Annotated in this window: 24 protein-coding genes and 3 pseudogenes; 12 read left to right on the top strand and 15 right to left on the bottom strand. The window is 24.0% G+C overall.

Going from position 1 to position 18,547, the window contains the following annotated elements:
• Window position 1: 1 nt before the first annotated feature.
• The 4 genes from ABNT63_RS07130 to ABNT63_RS07115 all read right to left on the bottom strand — a co-directional run bounded on the left by ABNT63_RS07130 (window position 2) and on the right by ABNT63_RS07115 (window position 2,706).
• The gene (locus ABNT63_RS07130; RefSeq protein ID WP_348735100.1) at window positions 2–871 is read right to left on the bottom strand and encodes a hypothetical protein; all 870 of its coding nucleotides are present in this window, start codon (window positions 869–871) and stop codon (window positions 2–4) included.
• A 247-nt stretch (window positions 872–1,118) separates the two neighbouring features.
• Window positions 1,119–1,511: a hypothetical protein gene (locus tag ABNT63_RS07125; protein ID WP_348735099.1), complete on the bottom strand. Its 393-nt coding sequence runs from the start codon at window positions 1,509–1,511 to the stop codon at window positions 1,119–1,121.
• 113 nt (window positions 1,512–1,624) lie between these two features.
• On the bottom strand, window positions 1,625–2,383 hold the full coding sequence (locus tag ABNT63_RS07120) for an FAD-binding domain-containing protein (protein WP_348735098.1): 759 nt from the start codon (window positions 2,381–2,383) through the stop codon (window positions 1,625–1,627).
• A gap of 143 nt (window positions 2,384–2,526) precedes the next feature.
• Complete coding sequence (locus ABNT63_RS07115; protein WP_348735097.1) at window positions 2,527–2,706, bottom strand: hypothetical protein; 180 nt, start codon at window positions 2,704–2,706, stop codon at window positions 2,527–2,529.
• 147 nt (window positions 2,707–2,853) lie between these two features.
• Between ABNT63_RS07115 and ABNT63_RS07110 the strand changes: the two genes are divergently transcribed.
• A complete protein-coding gene (locus tag ABNT63_RS07110; RefSeq protein WP_348735096.1) occupies window positions 2,854–3,618 on the top strand; it encodes a hypothetical protein in 765 nt (254 codons plus the stop codon).
• Between the two features lie 291 nt (window positions 3,619–3,909).
• Here the strand turns inward: ABNT63_RS07110 and ABNT63_RS07105 are convergent, their stop codons facing one another.
• From ABNT63_RS07105 to ABNT63_RS07055, 11 genes and pseudogenes are all read right to left on the bottom strand, one after another.
• Window positions 3,910–4,086, bottom strand: coding sequence for a hypothetical protein (locus ABNT63_RS07105; protein WP_348737166.1), 177 nt, complete (start codon window positions 4,084–4,086; stop codon window positions 3,910–3,912).
• A gap of 131 nt (window positions 4,087–4,217) precedes the next feature.
• Window positions 4,218–4,478: a DNA repair protein gene (locus ABNT63_RS07100; protein ID WP_348735095.1), complete on the bottom strand. Its 261-nt coding sequence runs from the start codon at window positions 4,476–4,478 to the stop codon at window positions 4,218–4,220.
• Between the two features lie 39 nt (window positions 4,479–4,517).
• Entirely contained in the window at window positions 4,518–5,306 is a 789-nt protein-coding gene (locus ABNT63_RS07095; protein ID WP_348735094.1) for a hypothetical protein, read from the bottom strand.
• Between the two features lie 120 nt (window positions 5,307–5,426).
• Window positions 5,427–5,723 carry a hypothetical protein gene (locus tag ABNT63_RS07090; protein WP_348735093.1) on the bottom strand — a complete coding sequence of 99 codons (297 nt, stop codon included), beginning with the start codon at window positions 5,721–5,723 and terminating at the stop codon, window positions 5,427–5,429.
• The gene (locus tag ABNT63_RS07085; protein WP_348735092.1) at window positions 5,708–5,860 is read right to left on the bottom strand and encodes a hypothetical protein; all 153 of its coding nucleotides are present in this window, start codon (window positions 5,858–5,860) and stop codon (window positions 5,708–5,710) included. The genes ABNT63_RS07090 and ABNT63_RS07085 overlap by 16 nt, the downstream gene beginning before the upstream one ends.
• A gap of 330 nt (window positions 5,861–6,190) precedes the next feature.
• Window positions 6,191–6,343, bottom strand: coding sequence for a hypothetical protein (locus ABNT63_RS07080; protein WP_348735091.1), 153 nt, complete (start codon window positions 6,341–6,343; stop codon window positions 6,191–6,193).
• A 56-nt stretch (window positions 6,344–6,399) separates the two neighbouring features.
• Window positions 6,400–6,667, bottom strand: a pseudogene (locus ABNT63_RS07075) (IS30 family transposase); the annotation flags it as partial.
• A 381-nt stretch (window positions 6,668–7,048) separates the two neighbouring features.
• Window positions 7,049–7,570, bottom strand: coding sequence for a hypothetical protein (locus tag ABNT63_RS07070; RefSeq protein WP_348735090.1), 522 nt, complete (start codon window positions 7,568–7,570; stop codon window positions 7,049–7,051).
• 7 nt (window positions 7,571–7,577) lie between these two features.
• A complete protein-coding gene (locus ABNT63_RS07065) occupies window positions 7,578–8,189 on the bottom strand; it encodes a hypothetical protein (RefSeq protein ID WP_348735089.1) in 612 nt (203 codons plus the stop codon).
• Window positions 8,179–8,775 carry a hypothetical protein gene (locus ABNT63_RS07060; RefSeq protein WP_348735088.1) on the bottom strand — a complete coding sequence of 199 codons (597 nt, stop codon included), beginning with the start codon at window positions 8,773–8,775 and terminating at the stop codon, window positions 8,179–8,181. Before ABNT63_RS07060 ends, ABNT63_RS07065 begins: the two co-directional genes overlap by 11 nt.
• A 13-nt stretch (window positions 8,776–8,788) precedes the next feature.
• Window positions 8,789–10,036 carry a hypothetical protein gene (locus ABNT63_RS07055; protein ID WP_348735087.1) on the bottom strand — a complete coding sequence of 416 codons (1,248 nt, stop codon included), beginning with the start codon at window positions 10,034–10,036 and terminating at the stop codon, window positions 8,789–8,791.
• Window positions 10,037–10,995: 959 nt separating this feature from the next.
• Between ABNT63_RS07055 and ABNT63_RS07050 the strand changes: the two genes are divergently transcribed.
• From ABNT63_RS07050 to ABNT63_RS07000, 11 genes and pseudogenes are all read left to right on the top strand, one after another.
• Window positions 10,996–11,175 carry a hypothetical protein gene (locus tag ABNT63_RS07050; RefSeq protein WP_348735086.1) on the top strand — a complete coding sequence of 60 codons (180 nt, stop codon included), beginning with the start codon at window positions 10,996–10,998 and terminating at the stop codon, window positions 11,173–11,175.
• Between the two features lie 219 nt (window positions 11,176–11,394).
• On the top strand, window positions 11,395–12,189 hold the full coding sequence (locus ABNT63_RS07045; protein ID WP_348735085.1) for a DNA adenine methylase: 795 nt from the start codon (window positions 11,395–11,397) through the stop codon (window positions 12,187–12,189).
• 162 nt (window positions 12,190–12,351) lie between these two features.
• Window positions 12,352–12,786: a DUF3627 domain-containing protein gene (locus ABNT63_RS07040; RefSeq protein WP_348735084.1), complete on the top strand. Its 435-nt coding sequence runs from the start codon at window positions 12,352–12,354 to the stop codon at window positions 12,784–12,786.
• 153 nt (window positions 12,787–12,939) lie between these two features.
• A complete protein-coding gene (locus ABNT63_RS07035) occupies window positions 12,940–13,143 on the top strand; it encodes a DUF2649 family protein (RefSeq protein ID WP_348735083.1) in 204 nt (67 codons plus the stop codon).
• A pseudogene (locus ABNT63_RS07030) lies at window positions 13,143–14,155 on the top strand (hypothetical protein). Before ABNT63_RS07035 ends, ABNT63_RS07030 begins: the two are co-directional and overlap by 1 nt.
• On the top strand, window positions 14,148–14,546 hold the full coding sequence (locus ABNT63_RS07025) for a hypothetical protein (RefSeq protein ID WP_348737164.1): 399 nt from the start codon (window positions 14,148–14,150) through the stop codon (window positions 14,544–14,546). Before ABNT63_RS07030 ends, ABNT63_RS07025 begins: the two are co-directional and overlap by 8 nt.
• Entirely contained in the window at window positions 14,546–14,782 is a 237-nt protein-coding gene (locus ABNT63_RS07020; protein WP_348735065.1) for a hypothetical protein, read from the top strand. The genes ABNT63_RS07025 and ABNT63_RS07020 overlap by 1 nt, the downstream gene beginning before the upstream one ends.
• Window positions 14,783–14,793: 11 nt before the next feature.
• Window positions 14,794–15,057, top strand: a complete 264-nt coding sequence (locus ABNT63_RS07015) for a hypothetical protein (RefSeq protein ID WP_348735082.1) — start codon at window positions 14,794–14,796, stop codon at window positions 15,055–15,057.
• A 28-nt stretch (window positions 15,058–15,085) separates the two neighbouring features.
• Window positions 15,086–17,239 (top strand): annotated as a pseudogene (locus ABNT63_RS07010) (spiroplasma phage ORF1-like family protein).
• Between the two features lie 842 nt (window positions 17,240–18,081).
• Entirely contained in the window at window positions 18,082–18,213 is a 132-nt protein-coding gene (locus ABNT63_RS07005) for a hypothetical protein (protein WP_348735081.1), read from the top strand.
• 28 nt (window positions 18,214–18,241) lie between these two features.
• On the top strand, window positions 18,242–18,487 hold the full coding sequence (locus tag ABNT63_RS07000) for a SemiSWEET family transporter (protein WP_348735080.1): 246 nt from the start codon (window positions 18,242–18,244) through the stop codon (window positions 18,485–18,487).
• The last annotated feature ends 60 nt before the right edge of the window (window positions 18,488–18,547 follow it).

Genomic DNA, 18,547 nt, shown 5'->3' with positions numbered 1-18,547 from the left:
ATTAACCTTGATTATTTGGTTTTGATTCTGGTTTTGATGCTGAAATTAGATAATCAACTGGAACTCTAAAAGTTTTATTTAGATTACTTTTAGCGGCAGTAATTTCATCTTGGCTTGGTTGTTTTTCCAAAATAATTTTACATGTTTTTGGATATAAAATAGTTGGTGTTGCATATTGAACTTTACCAATTCATTTAGGGTTAGCAGTATCATTATCTAAAACTTGTTGAACAGTATCCATATTAATTGGATAAGCTCATACTTGTTTATTAATAATTAAACCATTTACATTAGTAAAATTATAACCTTTATCACGGTTAACTTGTCCTTTTGTATATGTTTTTTCTAAATGAAAACTTTTTGATACTGGAATACCCATTGCTGTATTTTCATATAATTCACCATTTACCATCGCTTTTAATTGTGCTTGTGAACCAATTACTTTTAAATAAGCAGGTGTTAATCCTAAATATGATCTTCGACCTAAAACCATAAACATTTTATCTGTTGGTAAACCAAAATATAAATTACTAATTTGATTTGTTAATTCAATCAAAGTTTCATTTAATTTAAAGAATGCTTTATTTGCATCATCTGCATTTTCGGCTGTATAACTACGAAATGGAATTACTTCATATTGACCATCTGCTAAACAATAATCATAAATAGCCTGAATTAATTCACATTCTAAATTAACAAATTTATTCTGTATTACACTAGAAATAGCATCAGCAATAACACCATTTTTAATATTTTGTTCTATTAATGCCAAATCAAATGCTTCATTCATTAATTTTAAATTAAATCTTTTATCAATAGGAACTGGAATTCTTGTTAATCCCATTGTTTGAGTTGTCCCACCATTTGACAATGAATAATCATCTTGTCATACTACACGATGAGTTAAATTATATAACGCTTGTCCTGCTATACTTGTTCAATAATTGCTTTTTGGTCTTGTGTATATGTTTCTAGGGTTGGTGTCCCTTGTACTACTTGTAAAGATTGGGATAATTGACCATCTACTTTTACTTTGACCAACAACTACTTCATTATTTTTAGGTCAACCTTTAATAATTATTTTATCTTTGGTACAAATTAAATTTAAAATAAAACCACTATCTGATTGATGGATAATTTAATCAAATATCAGCACCTTGTTCAATTTCATTTATTTTACTTACACGAGATGTAAAGTTAAAAGGGTTAATTCATAAATCAATATTACCGTCTGATGTTTCTAATAAACCAAAGATAGTTTTACCCATTAAACTTGCTGTTAATTCGTTTTTATCTAATTTTTCTTTTATTTTATAATTTTCATATCATCAATTTAATTTTTCTAAAATGTCTTTACGATGCGACTTAAATAAAATATCTTTACCATTTACTAATCGCATTTGATGGCGAGCAATAATATTTGCTAAATTAATTGTTCAATCATAATTATAAAATTTTAAAACACTATTAATATCATTTAAGTTTGGTAAAGATGGATAGGTATTATTCATGGTTATTTTGCTCCTTTAAATTTAAGATAAGTGCATAATTAATTATATTTACTGTTAATAAACTAGGTTCATTTGCTAAAACTTGTACACATACTTTAACTTTTTGATATTTCTTAATATATTATAGGGTCATAATCTATTAACTGTTGAGTAAAATATTGTTCGCCTTTACGTCAATCAATTTTTAAATTCTTAACTAAAAACGAAGCACAAACCATTCTTGCTCGATTATGTAATAACCCTGTTTCTTTTAACTCCTTCATTCCAGCATCAATAAAATCATAACCAGTTTCACCATTTTGCCACTTTTGTAATCATTCTAGATTATTTGTCCAGTCAATTGTTATTTTTTTATTTCAATTTTCACTAAAAGATCATTGTTGATGTAATTGCGCATTATAAGTTACTTGCCATGCTAATTGGCGCGCAAAAGCGTTATCAAAAACACCAAATTTTTCAATGCTTCAAAGATAACATTGCCGAATTGAAATAATGCCAAATTTTAAAGCAGTACTAATTTTTGCTGTACTAGTTTCTAAATCAACAAAATCACGAGTTTGATGATAGTTTTGATCTAACTGAAAAATTGTTGTTTTAACTTTTTCAGATACTAATGGTAAATTAAAATCACTAGATTTAACATTTGTAATGTCTTGTAAAATCTCAAGATTTTTTAATTGTTGAGGCGAAAATGATTTAACCTTATAAAGAACAATCTTATTAACGTTAAAATGTTCTTTTAATTTATTTCAAAATGGTGTAAAAACAGTATAATATCCATTTTGAGTAGTTTTTATTGTTCATGGTTCTATTAATACATAATCATCAAATTCACGATAAATAAAATTATATTCTTTTGATAACTGACGCATTGCTTTACTTCGGTTAAGAGCAAATATGGTATATAATCACGATTTGTATATATTTTATTAATTTTATAACCTTGGTCTAATAAAAATTTAATTCCGGTTTGTTCATTTTCATTGTTTAAAACAATTAAGGAAAAAGGTTCATGTTAATTTTCTAAAAAGTGAACCATTGCTTGAAAACTACGAGGTGAAAAATAATTATTTGCTTTTATTTGTTCTTTTGTAAAAATAAATAATAAATAAATTTTATCTTCTTCATTAGCCAACTGAGCAAGACCAAGATTATCTTCAATTTTAAAATCACGATGAAAAATAAAAATGTTCATTAATTACAACCACTTTCTAATTTATTTTTTATCATTATACTATAAAAATGCTGTTACATAAAAAAGGATTAAATTTAATCTAATACACATTTACCTCAATTTAAGTTATAATTATATATAGATATTAAAGAGAAGCGGGGAGTTAGAATGGGAGTACCAACATTTTGTCCAATTCATTTTAAAATTCATGAATGTTCAGAAAATAGTAATAAAGCTATTTCAAGAGCAACTGAAAATAAGATTAAAGCAAAAATGAATCGAATGCTAAATCCAACTACAACTAGTAATGAACCCATTAAACCAACAGTAGTTGAAAAGGGAACAATTCAATATATTTTAGAAAATGCTAAAAAAAATAATGAAAACATTAAACACAAATTAGGAATTCCAAATGAAGATGAAAAAGCGATTGGTGTTGATGAAAATGATATTAAAGCAAAAATGGCTCGTTTACGTGCTGCAGTTACCAACCAACAAGAAGTAGGTGAAAGCGATAATAATAATTTATTTTCCCCTACTCGTACTAGTAAAAAAGATCCTGGCTTGCAAGAAATAATCGATTATGCTTATCGAGGTGGCATTGAACGCATTAAAAGTTCATCTGAAGAAGACCCGCTAGAAACAATTAGTGATTTTGATAATAATGACTTAGATCAATTAGATGTTGAAATGCAAACTAACCAAGAAAAAAAAACCGTTTTAAACGCATCGAAACAAAAAAAGTCAACCAATAATAAACCTAATTCAGCACAAACAAAGAAACAAAAAGCTACTACTAAGGAAAAAATAAGTCATAAACCAGTTGAACCAACTATTATCTTAACTGCAACAGAAATTGAAGCTTTAATTGAAAAAGCTGTTGTTAAAGCAATCGCAAAAGAAAAAAATAATAAAAAGAAAAGGGGAGAATAAAAAAAGATTTACTTTCCCTTTTCTTTTAATTTAATTTTGTTTCATCTAAAATACGTTGATCTGATTGAATATATTTCGTTTGGCTATGTAATAAGTATTTTATTTCTTCTAATTTTTGACCAGTTAAAACACATCTTGGCAGTATTTTTTATTAATTTCCTTAATTAATTTATTTGTTGCAGTATCTGGTTGTAAGGTTTCTAATGTTTCAAATGAAACTTGTTCTCTTAAATCATATTTACTAATAATTCCTCGTAAACCAACACCAATTAACCGAATTGGCTGACCTGATTAAAATTGATCAAATAATATAATTGCCACTGAATAAATATCATCTAGGAAGTTAGTATACTTTTTAATTGTTTGTTGTCTTGTAAAACGTTTTCGATTAGCATTTTTAAATGTAACATAAATGACATTGCCAACCATTGTTCGTTTTTCTGCTCGTTGACTAACATGTTTTGCTAATAAATAAATTTTATTCTTATTTTCATAATCAATTAAGTCATATTCAAAAGTTGTTTCATTAGCCCGCTCAACAAAAGCATGTGCTGGTTTGCCTAAAATGGTTTCTAATGTTGTAAGATCAGCAAACTATGCTAATGCATACTAATAAAATCAAATAATTTTTGCGCAAAATCAACGTATAAAACAAAATCTTGCTTAACAATTTCAAGGTCCTGACAAATTTCTTTTGCCTTATATAACGGCATTGGACTATTAATGCCTAATTGTCGTGCTTCATAATTCGCTGTTGTTACAACTGCTCGCCGTGAAGAATTAGCAACAACAAGTGGTTTTCCTTGAAAGTGGGGATTAGCAACTTGATGACAACTAGCAAAAAAAACTATTCATATCAATATGAAAAATAACTTTCATTCTTTCTCTCCTCTATTTTACTAAAGGCCAAAGGGTCCTGTATATTTATAAATTTTTTTAAAAATAAAATTATAACCAAAAATATATGTAAACTGAATACTCCGTGAATAACTACGAGCAATAATTCAATCATCATATAACTCCGGAAACTGTTTTTTAACAAATGGTCGCATTTCTGTTTCATATCAATTTTCTAAATTTTGCTTAAAATGTCCATTAAAACTTAATAAAATTAAATATGCTGCAATAATAAAAATTAATAATAAATTTAAGACTCCATAGCGATTAATAAAGTAAAAGAAATTATTATGGTCTAACAAGGCGGGATTAGTTTTTAGAATAGCAATAAAAATAATTGTAAATAATGAAACGATAAGAAAGAATAACAATAATAATGGTGGAGCCAAATATAATAAAAAATGCATTATTTGAACATGTTTATTTTTTAAATATAATTGGGTTGCAAAAAATGTTCGCCCTAAAACATAATCTAATCCCATCCCTGATAAAAAATAAGACTGATTAAATAATTGTAAATCATTAATATAAAATGTTTTCTTTTTATAAGAATGTGTAATTAAAACTTGGCCCGGTTTACGAACAACTTTTAAACCAGTAATTTTCTTTTTCGTTAAATAGCGATCAATTACTTCTAATGAAATCATTGATTGACTTGGAGTATTATTTAAATTTGGAATCAGAACTAAAATATTTCGGTAAGATAGAATTAAAAAAATTAATATAATAATATTAATCGCAATAAAAAATCCAATTAAAATAAAGGCTATTTCACTATTTCCTAATATCATCGTAATCATCCTCTACTATTAAATAATAAAATAAACTGATACTCCTTATATTATAACTTGAAAGTGTAAACATTAATAGGTTATTGTGCTAAAAAAATATTTTTTTCTTTTCCTTTTACTCTAATTGTTATCTTTTGTAAGAGTTGTTTCCTCAATTAATTCAATTTCCCTAGTTTTAACTTTTTGTAATCGTTCTTTAACTATTGCTGATAAGGATAGTAAACTACCATTATTTAATTTCATTTGTAACAATTTTTTTCGTTCTTCATTATTGGGGTCAGCTGCTAATTTTAATAAACGCAAACGTTGTTCATAATTTAAATTATTGGGATCTAACACATCCTCATCATTAATAAAGATTGCTTCTTTTTTACTTGCATCAATATTTATTTTAGCATTTTTTAAGATATTGCTCATACTTTTAAAGGTAAAACTGGATTATTAAAATATTTTTGGTCAGGATAAACCTCATCGCCGCCAACACATGGAGTCGCATCTAATACAACTTGAGCTGGTTTACTTAATAATTCTTCTAAATTTTCGGCGTCCTTCAATTCGTGGTTCTTGAACTCGATTTCGTAGAACATCTAATTTACGCGTAATTAAATTAGCTTTTGATTTTTGCCAACGATCATAAATTTGATTAACTCAAGTGCTGGAGTAACCATATCATTTTCATTAAATGGAACAAATCGATTCTTATTATTTAAATTTAACTCATCTAGATCAGTTAATTCTGTTGCTTGATTAATTTCTGCCCCTTCTATTGGTTGAAATTCAGAATAATCTAATTCATCATAATTATCATTGTGATCAAAAACATCATTTTGAACATTATTTTGTTTAACATTAAATTTATTATTGTAATATGAATATGTCTAAAATTAATTTGTTAATCTAGTAATTTTATCAACATAATTTTGATTATTATTTAATATTGTTTTATCTTGCAAAATTGAAGTTGGTCGTTTTGCTGGATCAAAATCATTTGGGTCATAATCATCTCAATAATCAATTACTTTTTTATTATTTTCCATTATTAAAACCCCCATACTTTTTTTACCTATTTATTATACTATAAAATTAAGGTGAAAAAAAGGGTTCAGATATCACGATTATCAAATTTTCCTTTTGTTTTATATTTTTTACCACGATGACGTAAATTCTGTTTTAAAAAACCATAAAAACCCAAATAAATTCATTTATACAATGTTTTAACACAAACAGGAAATTTAATACCAAACTTCTGTAAACTTATATCTTTTATTATTCTTTTTTCTTTTCTCATAATACATTTTATCTGACTTATAAGCACTATATTCATCAATAGTTTTAAAACGCTTAATTTCACGCAAAATTGATATATGATAAAATCAATTACGATGCCAGGGGAATAACCATTATGGAAAAATGCTAGCAAAGTTCATATTTTTATTTTGGAAAAATATTTTATTTTATTAAAAAATAAAAAAAATATTGTATTATTTTAATATTAATAGTATACTATGGGTAAGGAAAAATATTTTTCCTAAATCTCTAAAGTAAACAGAATAATTATATAAAGGATTTATAATTACACTACTATCTCTCCCCTTTAGGTTATCTCTTATCTTTTCTTTTTATTAATTAAGTTACCATAAAAAAATAATTTACATAAATCCTTATTTCGCCAACATAATTATTTTTGTTACCCAAACAGAAAAAGAGCAATCAACTGGTTTTCCCAACAGGTTGATTGCTTTTTAATTTGTTAATTTAATTTGTTCTAAAAATTCAAATGTTTTTTTTCCAACAATAACTTTTTTTTCAATTTCTCCATCAACTTTATAAATAACTTTATTAAACAAACCATTGATATCAATACCAATCACTTGCGATAAGATAATTTCTTCATCTAAAAAGAAAATGGTTTCATCATTTACTTTAATTCATAAACTATTATTAACTAATGTTTGAATAATTAAATAACTTAAAATTAAGCCATAATTACAAATTGCAATAATTACAAATAAATAAGTAAATGTATTTGAGATACTTGATAAAGTCATTAATAAAATATAATCAATAATAATAAAAATATTAAGTGGAGTTAAAAGCAGATAGATGGTAATAAAGATAAAAATTATCATTGCTTTTCATTTATATTCTTTAATTGCCTTATTATTTTCTTTTTGTTTTTGATAATGAATAAAAAATAAAGTATGAAAAGTATATAAAGTTAACATTAAGATTAATAAAAAAACTAAAATAATATGCATTTTCATTGTTTAATTAACCTCCCCTATTTTGTTGTCATGTTTTAAAAATTGTCATTGATATTTTAACATCATTTGTAATAAAGCGATAAATTTTTTCAGTAGTACTAATAAAAAAACCGATTTGATAAAAACCATTAAGATTAAAAATACTTGGTAAAACAAAATTAATATCTTTTAATCAAATAATAAGATTTTGATCTTTAGTTTCAAAAACTAAGCGGTAATTTGTAACATAAATGGTTTCATTAATTGTTTCCTTACCATTATTAGTAGTAAGATTTAAATAACCAGCCAAGTATTCAATATAATATTGCTCTTTCATTTGTTGAGTTAAGTAGTAGATATTTTGTTGAAGTTCTTTTGGTTTTGTTATTTCATAACCAATAATTGGTGCTTGATAATAACAAATTTCATTTTTTGGCAATTCATATTTAATTTTAATTACGACTAAATTATCATTTAAGAATGTTTGATTGTTATCAATCATTTTTTCTAGTTCATTTTTCTTTTGTTTAAAATGTTTTATTTTTTGTTGCTGGCATAAAGCTAAAATAGCAACAATAATTATTGCAACACCTAAAATAGTACTAAATAAAATAATTCCAATTAAATAATTATGATTCATGCTTTCACACCTTATAAATTAGATATGGCGTTTCTAAACCTTTTACAATAATCATAAAACGTTTTTGTTTCATATATAAATAAAAGCCTTGATATAGAATATTATTAATTCGAAAAATACTTAATTCAAGATTATTAACTTCACTTAATGGTCAAGTTGTAGTAATGTCTTCATTTATAATTAAAATTCTTTGGTTTGTAATAAACATATGACCATTTTGAAATGGAATTTGATACATTTCTTTAATTCTTTTACCTTGCCCATAACCAACACTAATTCCATTTGAAAACGGAATTGTATATTTGGAATGAGTTTGATTATTTTTTAATTTATGGGTAAGGTAAACAGTAACAGGAATATTACTAAATACTTTTTCACCTGGCTCTAATTTAAATTTAACGTTAATTTCTTGCAAAGTTAATTTTGATAAATTATTATTAATATATTCTTGATTTTCAACTTCTAATTGTTTAAAAATTTGAAAAAAAAGTTGCTGTTTTTTTTGATAAAATCATCCTAAAAAACCAATAAAAATAAATAATAAACTAAGAAAAACTCCAATTATAATTCATCCTAATATTGTCATTTTCATCAACTTCCTATTTTAAAATATTAATGCCATTATTAAAATTATTAATAAAAGTTTGGAGTATTAATTCTTCTGCTGAATTTCGTGGTTGTTCAAACCTATTATAATAATAAATATTAATTAAATCTTTTGTTTTTTGATTTAGTTTATCATAATATTTTTTATTAATTAAAAAATGGATTCCTTGATTAAGGATAATACTTGATAGATAATTTTGTCATTGTTTTTCATTTTTATTTTTTTCTGCTCATTCAGCAAAGTAAGTATTCAAAATCCGATTATTTTTATGATAAATAAAATGAATTTCCCCTTTTTTCGCATTATTAACTAATCTTGTGTATAAAATTTTATTTGGTAAAAACGGATTATTCGGTGAATTAATTGCTTGAAAAGTGATTGGAGTTAATTGTGCTAATAGAATATCATTGCAAACAATTGAATGAATTTCTTTTGGCAAAGTTATTTTTTTAACAACATAGCTATGTTGTTGATTATCTAAATCATTTAATAAACGTGATAATTCTAATTGATAAACTAACGCTAATTTCATAATTCGGCGAAGTTTAATTGTTAAAATCACTTGTTCAGCAACACTTAAATTATAATAATAATTAACATATGTTTCATAAACTTCTTGATGATCCACTAAATTATCGTTAATATTCATTAATAATGCTTCTAACTGCGGTACAAGCGTTTTGTTTGAATGAAGATATTCATTCAAATGTTTTTGACAAAAAACATTAAAAAAATAAGGTACTTTCTCTGTTGATATTAAATCTAAAAAAGATGTTTTAATATTTTTAAAAAAATGTTTAGAATGATAACGATTTAAATAATAATGATTTTTACTAATATCAAGCGAATAAAGATTGTGCTGATCAACTTTATTATTACATTCTTGTAAAATACATTTTTGTTTAATACATTTTTTTAAAACTTGTTGATAATGCTTTGTTTCTTGTTCAATATATTGTTCTTTTAATGTTAAATCCCCTACTGCTTGTAAAATTGAAATATATTGAGCACGATTTTTAGTTGAATTTAATATCTTCGTTTTGCAACAATTTGCATATTGCTCATTACTTAAACAAATACATGCTTCATTATCATCAAAAGTAAAAATTGGTCGATAATGTTTATGCAAATAATCTAATTGATCATCATCTAAATAATAACTTTTTAATAAAGCATCAAACATTGCTTGCTTCGAACTTTTAAACGTATCTTCCAACTGCTTTTCTAATCCATTTTGCATGTAAAATAATTCCCCTCTGTTGTTTATACTCTATTATAATTATAAACTTATATAGTTAATTTTGCTATAAAAAAAGCGTTTTACTGTTAGTAAAACGCTCAAAGACAACATATAGATTTTTTCCACCAACATTGCAATTAGTTATTATTAAATAATTTTATAAACAATTACTTTAAAAGTAATATTTTGGACCGTTAAATGATTATACAATTATAAAGAGTATTTATTTGCAATGTTGATTTAATTTTGTAGTTTTTTACAAAGGAAACATATAATTAAAAACATAATTAATTATTAAGATTGGACCATATTAATAACTAATTAGTCTTTATGCAACCTGTTTTAACTACATTGTTATTATATTTTATTTGCAAAAATTTTGCAAGTATTTTTTAATTTAACAAATTATTTTATAAAAAAGATTGGGACCGTTGCAAAGATACGGGTTATTAGTTAAAAACAAGATATAATCTTGTTTTTTCTTTTATGTATAGAAAATTTAATTTAAGGAGTTGAAATTATGCAAACAAAACATTATTTTATTTTGCGGTCCTTAGTAATTAAGTATGGAAAAGATAATGTTATTAATACTGTTAATAAGATAGTAACTAATAATGTAAAAGAAAATGAATAAATTACCGCTAATAAATTACGCGGATAATTTATTCAATATAGTTTATTTTGAGCGTAGCGAACACGCGAAGCGTGCCGCGCAAGCTAAATTTCTAGGAGGAATTAAGTTATGCCAGTATGGTTAACATGAATATTTAGTATTGTTATTATTTTAGGAATTCTTGCTTGAATTGGTTTATCGATTTATCAAAAAATTCGTTAAATTCAAGGTAAGAAAAAAGATAAAAAAGAAATTGAAAACAAGGAGGATAAAGAATAATGTTAGGTATGTATTTAACAACAGCTGTTAATTTTCTAGTACAGATACTCCTACTATTTCAGGTGGAATGGATTCTATTTGAAGCAGTTTGGGACAAGCAATGATGAAAGTTAAAGATGCTGTTTATGCTGTGTTACCACAATTAATGACCTTTTTAGGTGATGCTTGAATTATTTTAATTCTATTTGGAATTTGAGTAATTATTAAAATATTAAACTTTTTCCGTGTCATGGTTAAAGGCTTTTAATATTTATTATAACTGATCCATAGCTATTCATATATTTTGGCACACTAGCTTTTATGTGAGTTGATTAATTATAAACGTATAATTTTATATTTTAATAGCTATTAGTTAAAACTAAGTAGTTATTTTCAGTGTGCCAATTTTTACTATTTTATATATTTAACAATGTTTATTACAATACATATACATTATTTAAACATTTTATAGTAAAGGAGGATTAGAATGAAATTTATTAGTCCGTTGTCTTGGCCAGGTGGAAAAGCTAAACACTTTGATAAAATTAAAGCATTATTACCGGCTAAATTTGATAAATTTATAGATTTATTTTGTGGCGGTGCTTCAGTTGGCTTAAATGTGTTAGACCAGCAGTTATGTAACAAAGTAGTCTTTAATGATTTACATAGTGACTTGATTAACTTTTGGCGGGAAGGGATTCACTTAATCGAATTAGATTATTTACAAAAATTGGCATATTCTAATTCAAAAACTATTGATGAAATGAAAGAAAAGATAGCAAATGATTATTGTTTAAATACAGGCGAAAAATTTTTAATTAAAAATGCTTTAACTTTTAACGGAAAAGAATGAGGAACTTGAACAGATAAAATATTACAACAAAATTTTAATTTTAATAAATTATTGATAATTCAAAATGTTAGAAAACTATTAGTTGATCTTAAAAATAATATTGAGTTCTATAATTTGGACTATAAAAATATTATTAATAAATATTATATGGATAAAAATATTGTTTGATATTTAGATCCACCATATTTTTATAATAAAGGAAGAGTTTATAAACATTCAAAAATGAACTTTTATGAACTAAAAGATAATATTTTAAACATTAAAGGTAAATGAATTTTAAGTATTGATAATTCTGAATTTATTAAAGACTTGTTTAAAGAATTTAATATTAATGAATTTAAATGAGTTTATAGTTCTACTAATTATCATAATAAAAAGCCAAAACTTGGCCAAGAATTAATTATTACAAATTTTAAGGAGTGTGATTAATTATTAAACGTAAATGTCAAATTTGTCATTCTATTTTGAATAAAAAATTTATTGGTAGTTTGTTTTGAGTAATGTATCATAAACCAAGTTATAAAAGTGGTTTTAATACGGCATTGTGTAAATATAATACTATAAAAGTTATATAGAAAGTAAGGTGTTTTTATGAGTTTTTATAATAAGAATATTAACGTACAAAATTATTTTATTCGAACAGAATTTATAGTTTTTCAAACTGACAAAGCTTCGTTTATAAATTTACCTAACCACAATAAACATATTGGTTTTTGATTAAATAATAAGTTTATTTATTTTAGTAAAAAACATTCTGATCAAGTAGCTATTGGTTTGATTTATGATAATTCTTATTCTATTGTGAAATATGATGAAAATTTAAAACGACATGTTTGGAAATATTTAACTGGAACACAAATAATTAATTTGTATAATCAATATAAACAAAATTATTTTATACAAATGAAAAAAGCATTATTCCCTGCTGAACCTCAAAAAGTAAAAACAAATAACAATAATAATTTAACAAATTGAACTGTTGAAAAAGACCAAGAATTAATTAATGATTTGAAAGATTTAAATTAAATGAGTTTATATAATTATTGAGTTCAATTTGTAAGTTATATTATTGGTTTAAATGCTCCCGATTTTATATATGGTTATATCGTTTGTATTATTTATCGTTTTATTTTTTGGAATGTTTTTTAAACTTATTCAAAAAATGTGGAGTTTTTAAAAATGCAAAATAATTGAGAAAAATTAAAAGAGTTTTTTATTCATGTCTTTTTGTTTATAGATAAAACAAATGTTGAAAATATTACAACTTTAAATTTAACACAAAATGAATATTTAACTTTGATGGTTGGTGTTTGAATTGTAATTTTGTTTTTAACTTGGTTTTTATTGTGAATGATTTTTAAAATAGTTGGGTATTTTAAATAATAAAAAAGTTTGTATTTTTTTTAAAAAATTATTGTTATATTAGCGGTTCAATGGTTTTGTTTAGTTTAATTGATTTATTATTTTGAATTATTTCTTTAAATTACACCGGCTTAGTATTTTGACTATTATTTGTTTTACAATGTGTATATTTTGTATGATGAGTTTGAAAAAACATATTTTATCAGTTAAATGCATTTAGGTTAGTTGATTTTGTTTGAGATAACCCTTTGTCAGTTATCATTGGTAAGTTAGGAACAGGTAAAACATTACTTTTAACTTATTTGTCTCAGTCTATGAAATTATTAACAGATGAAATTTATAGTAATTATCCATTAGAAGATGACAAGGTTAAAGTTTTAACATTTAAAAATTTTGATTTTACTGATCGAACAAAACCAGTTCCTCCAGATGATAGTGTCATTTTATTTGATGAAAGTTATTTATATATTGATGGAACTAGTCCGCACGATGAGAAAAAAGTTCATAGTGGTAAGATACCGTGAATTGTTTTAGCAAGACATTTTGGACATCGTGCTTTGTTTACTGCTCAGCGTGAGGGTATGATTTTAAACAATATTAGGCAATTAGCAAATGGTATTATTATTCCAATTTCACTTAAAAAACCAATTGTTAAAAAAGGATTTAATATTTTTAATCGTTTTTTATTATGCGAATTGGTATTTTTCAAGATATTACTGATTATGAAATTTGAAAAACTGAGTCTGTTAAAAGAACAGCCGAAGATAAACGTGCAAAACATAGATCTGATGTCGGATTAGGAATTCGGTTTTTTAAGATAATTATTCCGCTTGAATTTGATAATAAATACGATAGTTATTGATTAATTTTTGTTCGTTATTTGAAAAACGATGAGGTTGTTAATAAAAAAGAATACTTTTGAAAAGATATATCAAAATTAAATAATAAACAACGCTTATAATTGTTTGATATTGATATTTTGAAAAAGAATTTAAAACCTAAAAAAGAAAAAGGAAGTGGTAAAAATAATTAATTTATTATCAGAAAGTAGTAATTGAGACAAAATTTTTAGTTTTATTTTTGATGTATTTTTGTTTATTTTTGATGTAATTTGAAATACAAAATTGCCAATGACAAAAACAACGATTGCTTATTTTGTGATCTTTTTTATGGTTATTAAATTATCAATTTATGCTATTCATGGTACAAGAACTCAATACAACGAATTAGGTTCAACTGTTCAAAATAGTACATCAAAATTATATTCTTCAACAGCTCGTGGAGTTTTAGATACCAAACAAGATATACAAAAACATATTAAAGATCGTAAACAATTTAAAATTAATCGTAATAAACAACAATTATCAAGTTTAGCAAAACAAGCAAAAACAAAAGAACAAGGATATCGAAGGGTGAATAAATAATGATTAGATTAGTTTTATTAGTTGCGGCAATCGTTATATTTGGAACCGGATTTATTACGGTTATTATTAATCAGTTGACATCAGCAAAAAATATTATTATGGATTTATATAATTCTGATACTTTTTTACTTTCTTTGTTTGGCAAAATGGCAATTTTGTTTAGTCATCCGTTAATGTTAACAATATCAAGTTTATATATAGTTGGGTTTATTGTTTCAAAAACATTCTATAGTTAGGAGTTGAGTTTATGGATAATAAAAATGAAAAGAAACATAAAAATGGTTTATTTATTTCTTGGATTGATTTAATTTTGTATCTTATTATAAGTTTTTCATTAACGCTTGTATGTGTCTTAGATACAGTTTCAACTATTGATGAATTAAAAGAGAAATATGCTGGTATAAATTTTTATATAATTTATGGTTTATGATTTGATATATTATGATATATTTTAGTAATTCATTATTTTTATGGTTATCTATTTAATCAAATTATCAAATTAATAAAATAAAATAAAAAAGAAAAGGTGGTAAAAAATAATGCGTAAGTCATTATCTTTATTTGCAATATTTATTTTGGGTATTTTAGGTTTAATTATTCCTTTTATTACTTTAACAGCATTTAAACCATTACATCAGCAAAATTATACTGTTAATCAACAAATAACGGGAATGAATGAAACTGATTTTATTAATACAATGTTTTTATGCAGTAGTTTTTTTGAAAATTGATCAGAAACAAATTACTTTATTAATCCGACTTTAAAAACATCAAAATCATTAACTTATAATGATAAGTGATATTTAGATTTTTTAAAGGATAGCTATTCAACGGGAATTTCATTTGATAAACCTGGTTATGAGTTTATGGATTTATATAAAAATTGAGATGTTTATGCTAAACAATATAGTATTGATAAATTTTATGATGTTGATAAAAAACAATTTTTAAAAGAATTAACTAATTTTGTTTATTCTTTTACAAATAAATATAATTTAACTAAAATACTAAATAAATTAAAAACAAATATAAATGATTTACAATTAGTTAATTTAATTGAAGATAATTGAAAATTAATTGACAGTAAAGATATTGATAGAAATAGTGAAAAATATTATATTGGACTTTATGGAACTACTGGCAATTGATGATTTTTTAATCCAAAAAAAGGAAAAGAAATAGGAGAATTATCATTATTTTATAAATGTAAAATAATTTATCGTTGAGATGGCGTTGATGAACCACAAACACCAACTATTAATAAAAACACTGGTGAAATTATAGATTGAAGTGTTGAAAATCAAAATAAAGTTAAAGATTTTTTAAATAAGTACTTAGATGTTATTATCCAAGAAAAAATTAGAATTCAGCAAGGTGGTAATCCCAATTATGATGATCCAAATTTGGGTAGTCAAAGAATAATATTTTATTTTGAAATTATTAATAATTTGAATAAGTCTAGTATTGGTACTATTTTAACTAAAAAATCAATTTATCGAATGATTTTAACGATTGATGAACGAAAAAATATTATTGCTGGGAGTTTAGAGTTAACACATCTTAAGCAATATTGAAGTGGATATGATTATAATAATTATCGGTATACTGATGATTTAGGTTTTTTATTTTCTTTTATGAAAGATAAGGAAAATACATTTAATTTTAGTGCTGAAACATATAATTATTATCAGGGTAATACTCCTAATACTGGTAAAGAGATTTTTGAATAGATGAAAGGTCAAATTGATATTAATAAATTTTTAAAAGCATTTTTTGCTCATGCTTTAGTTCCAGTATTTCAAAATCGTAGTAATTTTATTGAAAGTGGATATATTGATAATTTACAATATGATACGGTTTTAATTAACTTTTTTGGTTTAAAATTAGTTAATTTTACAGATGTTTTAATTGAGGAAAGCAATATTAATAAAACTCAATTTGAAAAATTATTAAATAGTATGTTTACGGTTTCTCAAAATTTTTATAAAGATTATTTACGAACAATTTTTGATTTAGAAAATAATACTTATACGCAAGGATATAACAAAAAATATGGTTTGTTAGCAAATAATGGTTTTAAAATTTATCCACGTTACTTTTATTTTTCTGATAAATATAAATTATTAGATTTTAAGATGTATTCAGCCTATAAAAATCGGTTTTATAACACAAATTATGGTAATGTGTTTAACTATGATTTTTCTGTTGCAAATGATTATAATATTAATCAAAATGAAGGATATGTTTTTGAAGATGTTTTAAAAGATAAATATGGTTTAAAATATAAGAAAATGGAAGAACAAAAAATCGGTTATAATGTTTTTGAATTACAAGCCCAAAAAGAAAATGATATGTATCGTTATTATGACTTTAATTTTGGGATTTATAATTGACAAGAAATTAATAACGGTGGATTATTCCCTGATAGTCAATGATGACAAGCACAATATGAAAGTTGTAGTTGATATAATTTAGCGTGTCATATCAGAAATGTGGCAATTTGAATAGTTAATAATATTCCTGGTATAAAACAAGTAAACGAATTAGCGAGTGGTGTTGGAAAAATATTTCAAACAATATATAGTTTTTTTAGTCAAACATTTGAGGTATGAAAATTTAGTCCAGCACTATATAATACAATAACAAATATATTTTTATTAATTATTTTTATGAAATTTGTGCGATTAATATAAAAAGGACTTGTTAGTCCTTTTATTCTTTTCAATCTGTAATTTCACCAGTATTGGAATTAATAGTTGGTGTTTGTGGTTCATCAACACCATCTCAACGATAAATTATTTTACATTTATAAAATAATGATAATTCTCATATTTCTTTTCCTTTTTTTGGATTAAAAAATCATCAATTGCCAGTAGTTCCATAAAGTCCAATATAATATTTTTCACTATTTCTATCAATATCTTTACTGTCAATTAATTTTCAATTACTATTTTCTGGTGGTTGTTGTGATTCTGGTTTCGATTCTGGTTTATTTCCTCCGCCGTTTTTATTGTTATTTGGTTTTTCACAATTAATTAATGTTGTTGTACTTGTTGCTGTTAATCCGATTGTTTCTAAAATACTAAGTAACTTTTAAATATTTTGGATTTAAAAATTATGAGATTTAATTTTAGTTAATTTAAAATAATTTAATTTTAGTTTTTAAACTATTTTTTAGTATTTTAAAATATGAAATTATTTTTTGTATTTTTATTTTTTTGTGTTATTATTTTTTTATAAAAGAAAAAAAGTTTCTTGTTTTTAAATAAATTAAATAATACCCGTTTATATGCAACACTCCCAAAAGATTTAAAAAAATAATTTTTTCTTTTTTAAAGATGCCAATAAAATAAGGGTTTTTGAAAAAAAATTAGTTATTAATTTATCCATTCTAGAAAAAATAAATATGTTAAGATATTAGTAAAGGAGGGAAATATGAGAATTTTATTGATTGAGGCTAAAGGTAAATTGGGTCAGAAACTTATTAATGAACTTATCAATTATAATAACCTTACCATTACTAAATTTGTGGGCAATGCCAGCGATTTTGAATAACTTTAACATTAGATTTGCTAGTTACACTAGTGGGACCAAAGCACTAGCAGCGGAAATTACAAAACCACAATATTTTAACCAACGCTTTACAATTTATGAAACATGTCATTAAAACGGAAATAGAATTTTAGAAGTTTTAAATGACAACTTATGAAATTATTGGTTTAGTTGGGACTAGTTTAACAAGCATTTATCTTATTCCGCAGAGTATTAAAACAATTATTAAAAGAAATACAAAAGGAATTTCATTATTAATGTATTTATTACTAATAACTGCTTCTTTAGTTTGAATTTGTTATGCTGTTATTAGTCCAGAAATTAATTACCAAATAGCTGTCACAAATATTTTACAAGCTTTTTTTCGCTATTATTATCTTTATAATTAAACTAATTAATATTATTCGGAAAAAAGATCCGAATGAGTTTCGGATTTTATTAGAAAAATG

The organism is Spiroplasma endosymbiont of Ammophila pubescens (assembly GCF_964020965.1).
GTDB lineage: Bacteria > Bacillota_I > Bacilli_A > Mycoplasmatales > Mycoplasmataceae > Spiroplasma.
The sequence above is the reverse complement of the archived record's forward strand: the minus strand, read 5'-3'. Positions and strand labels throughout refer to the sequence as shown.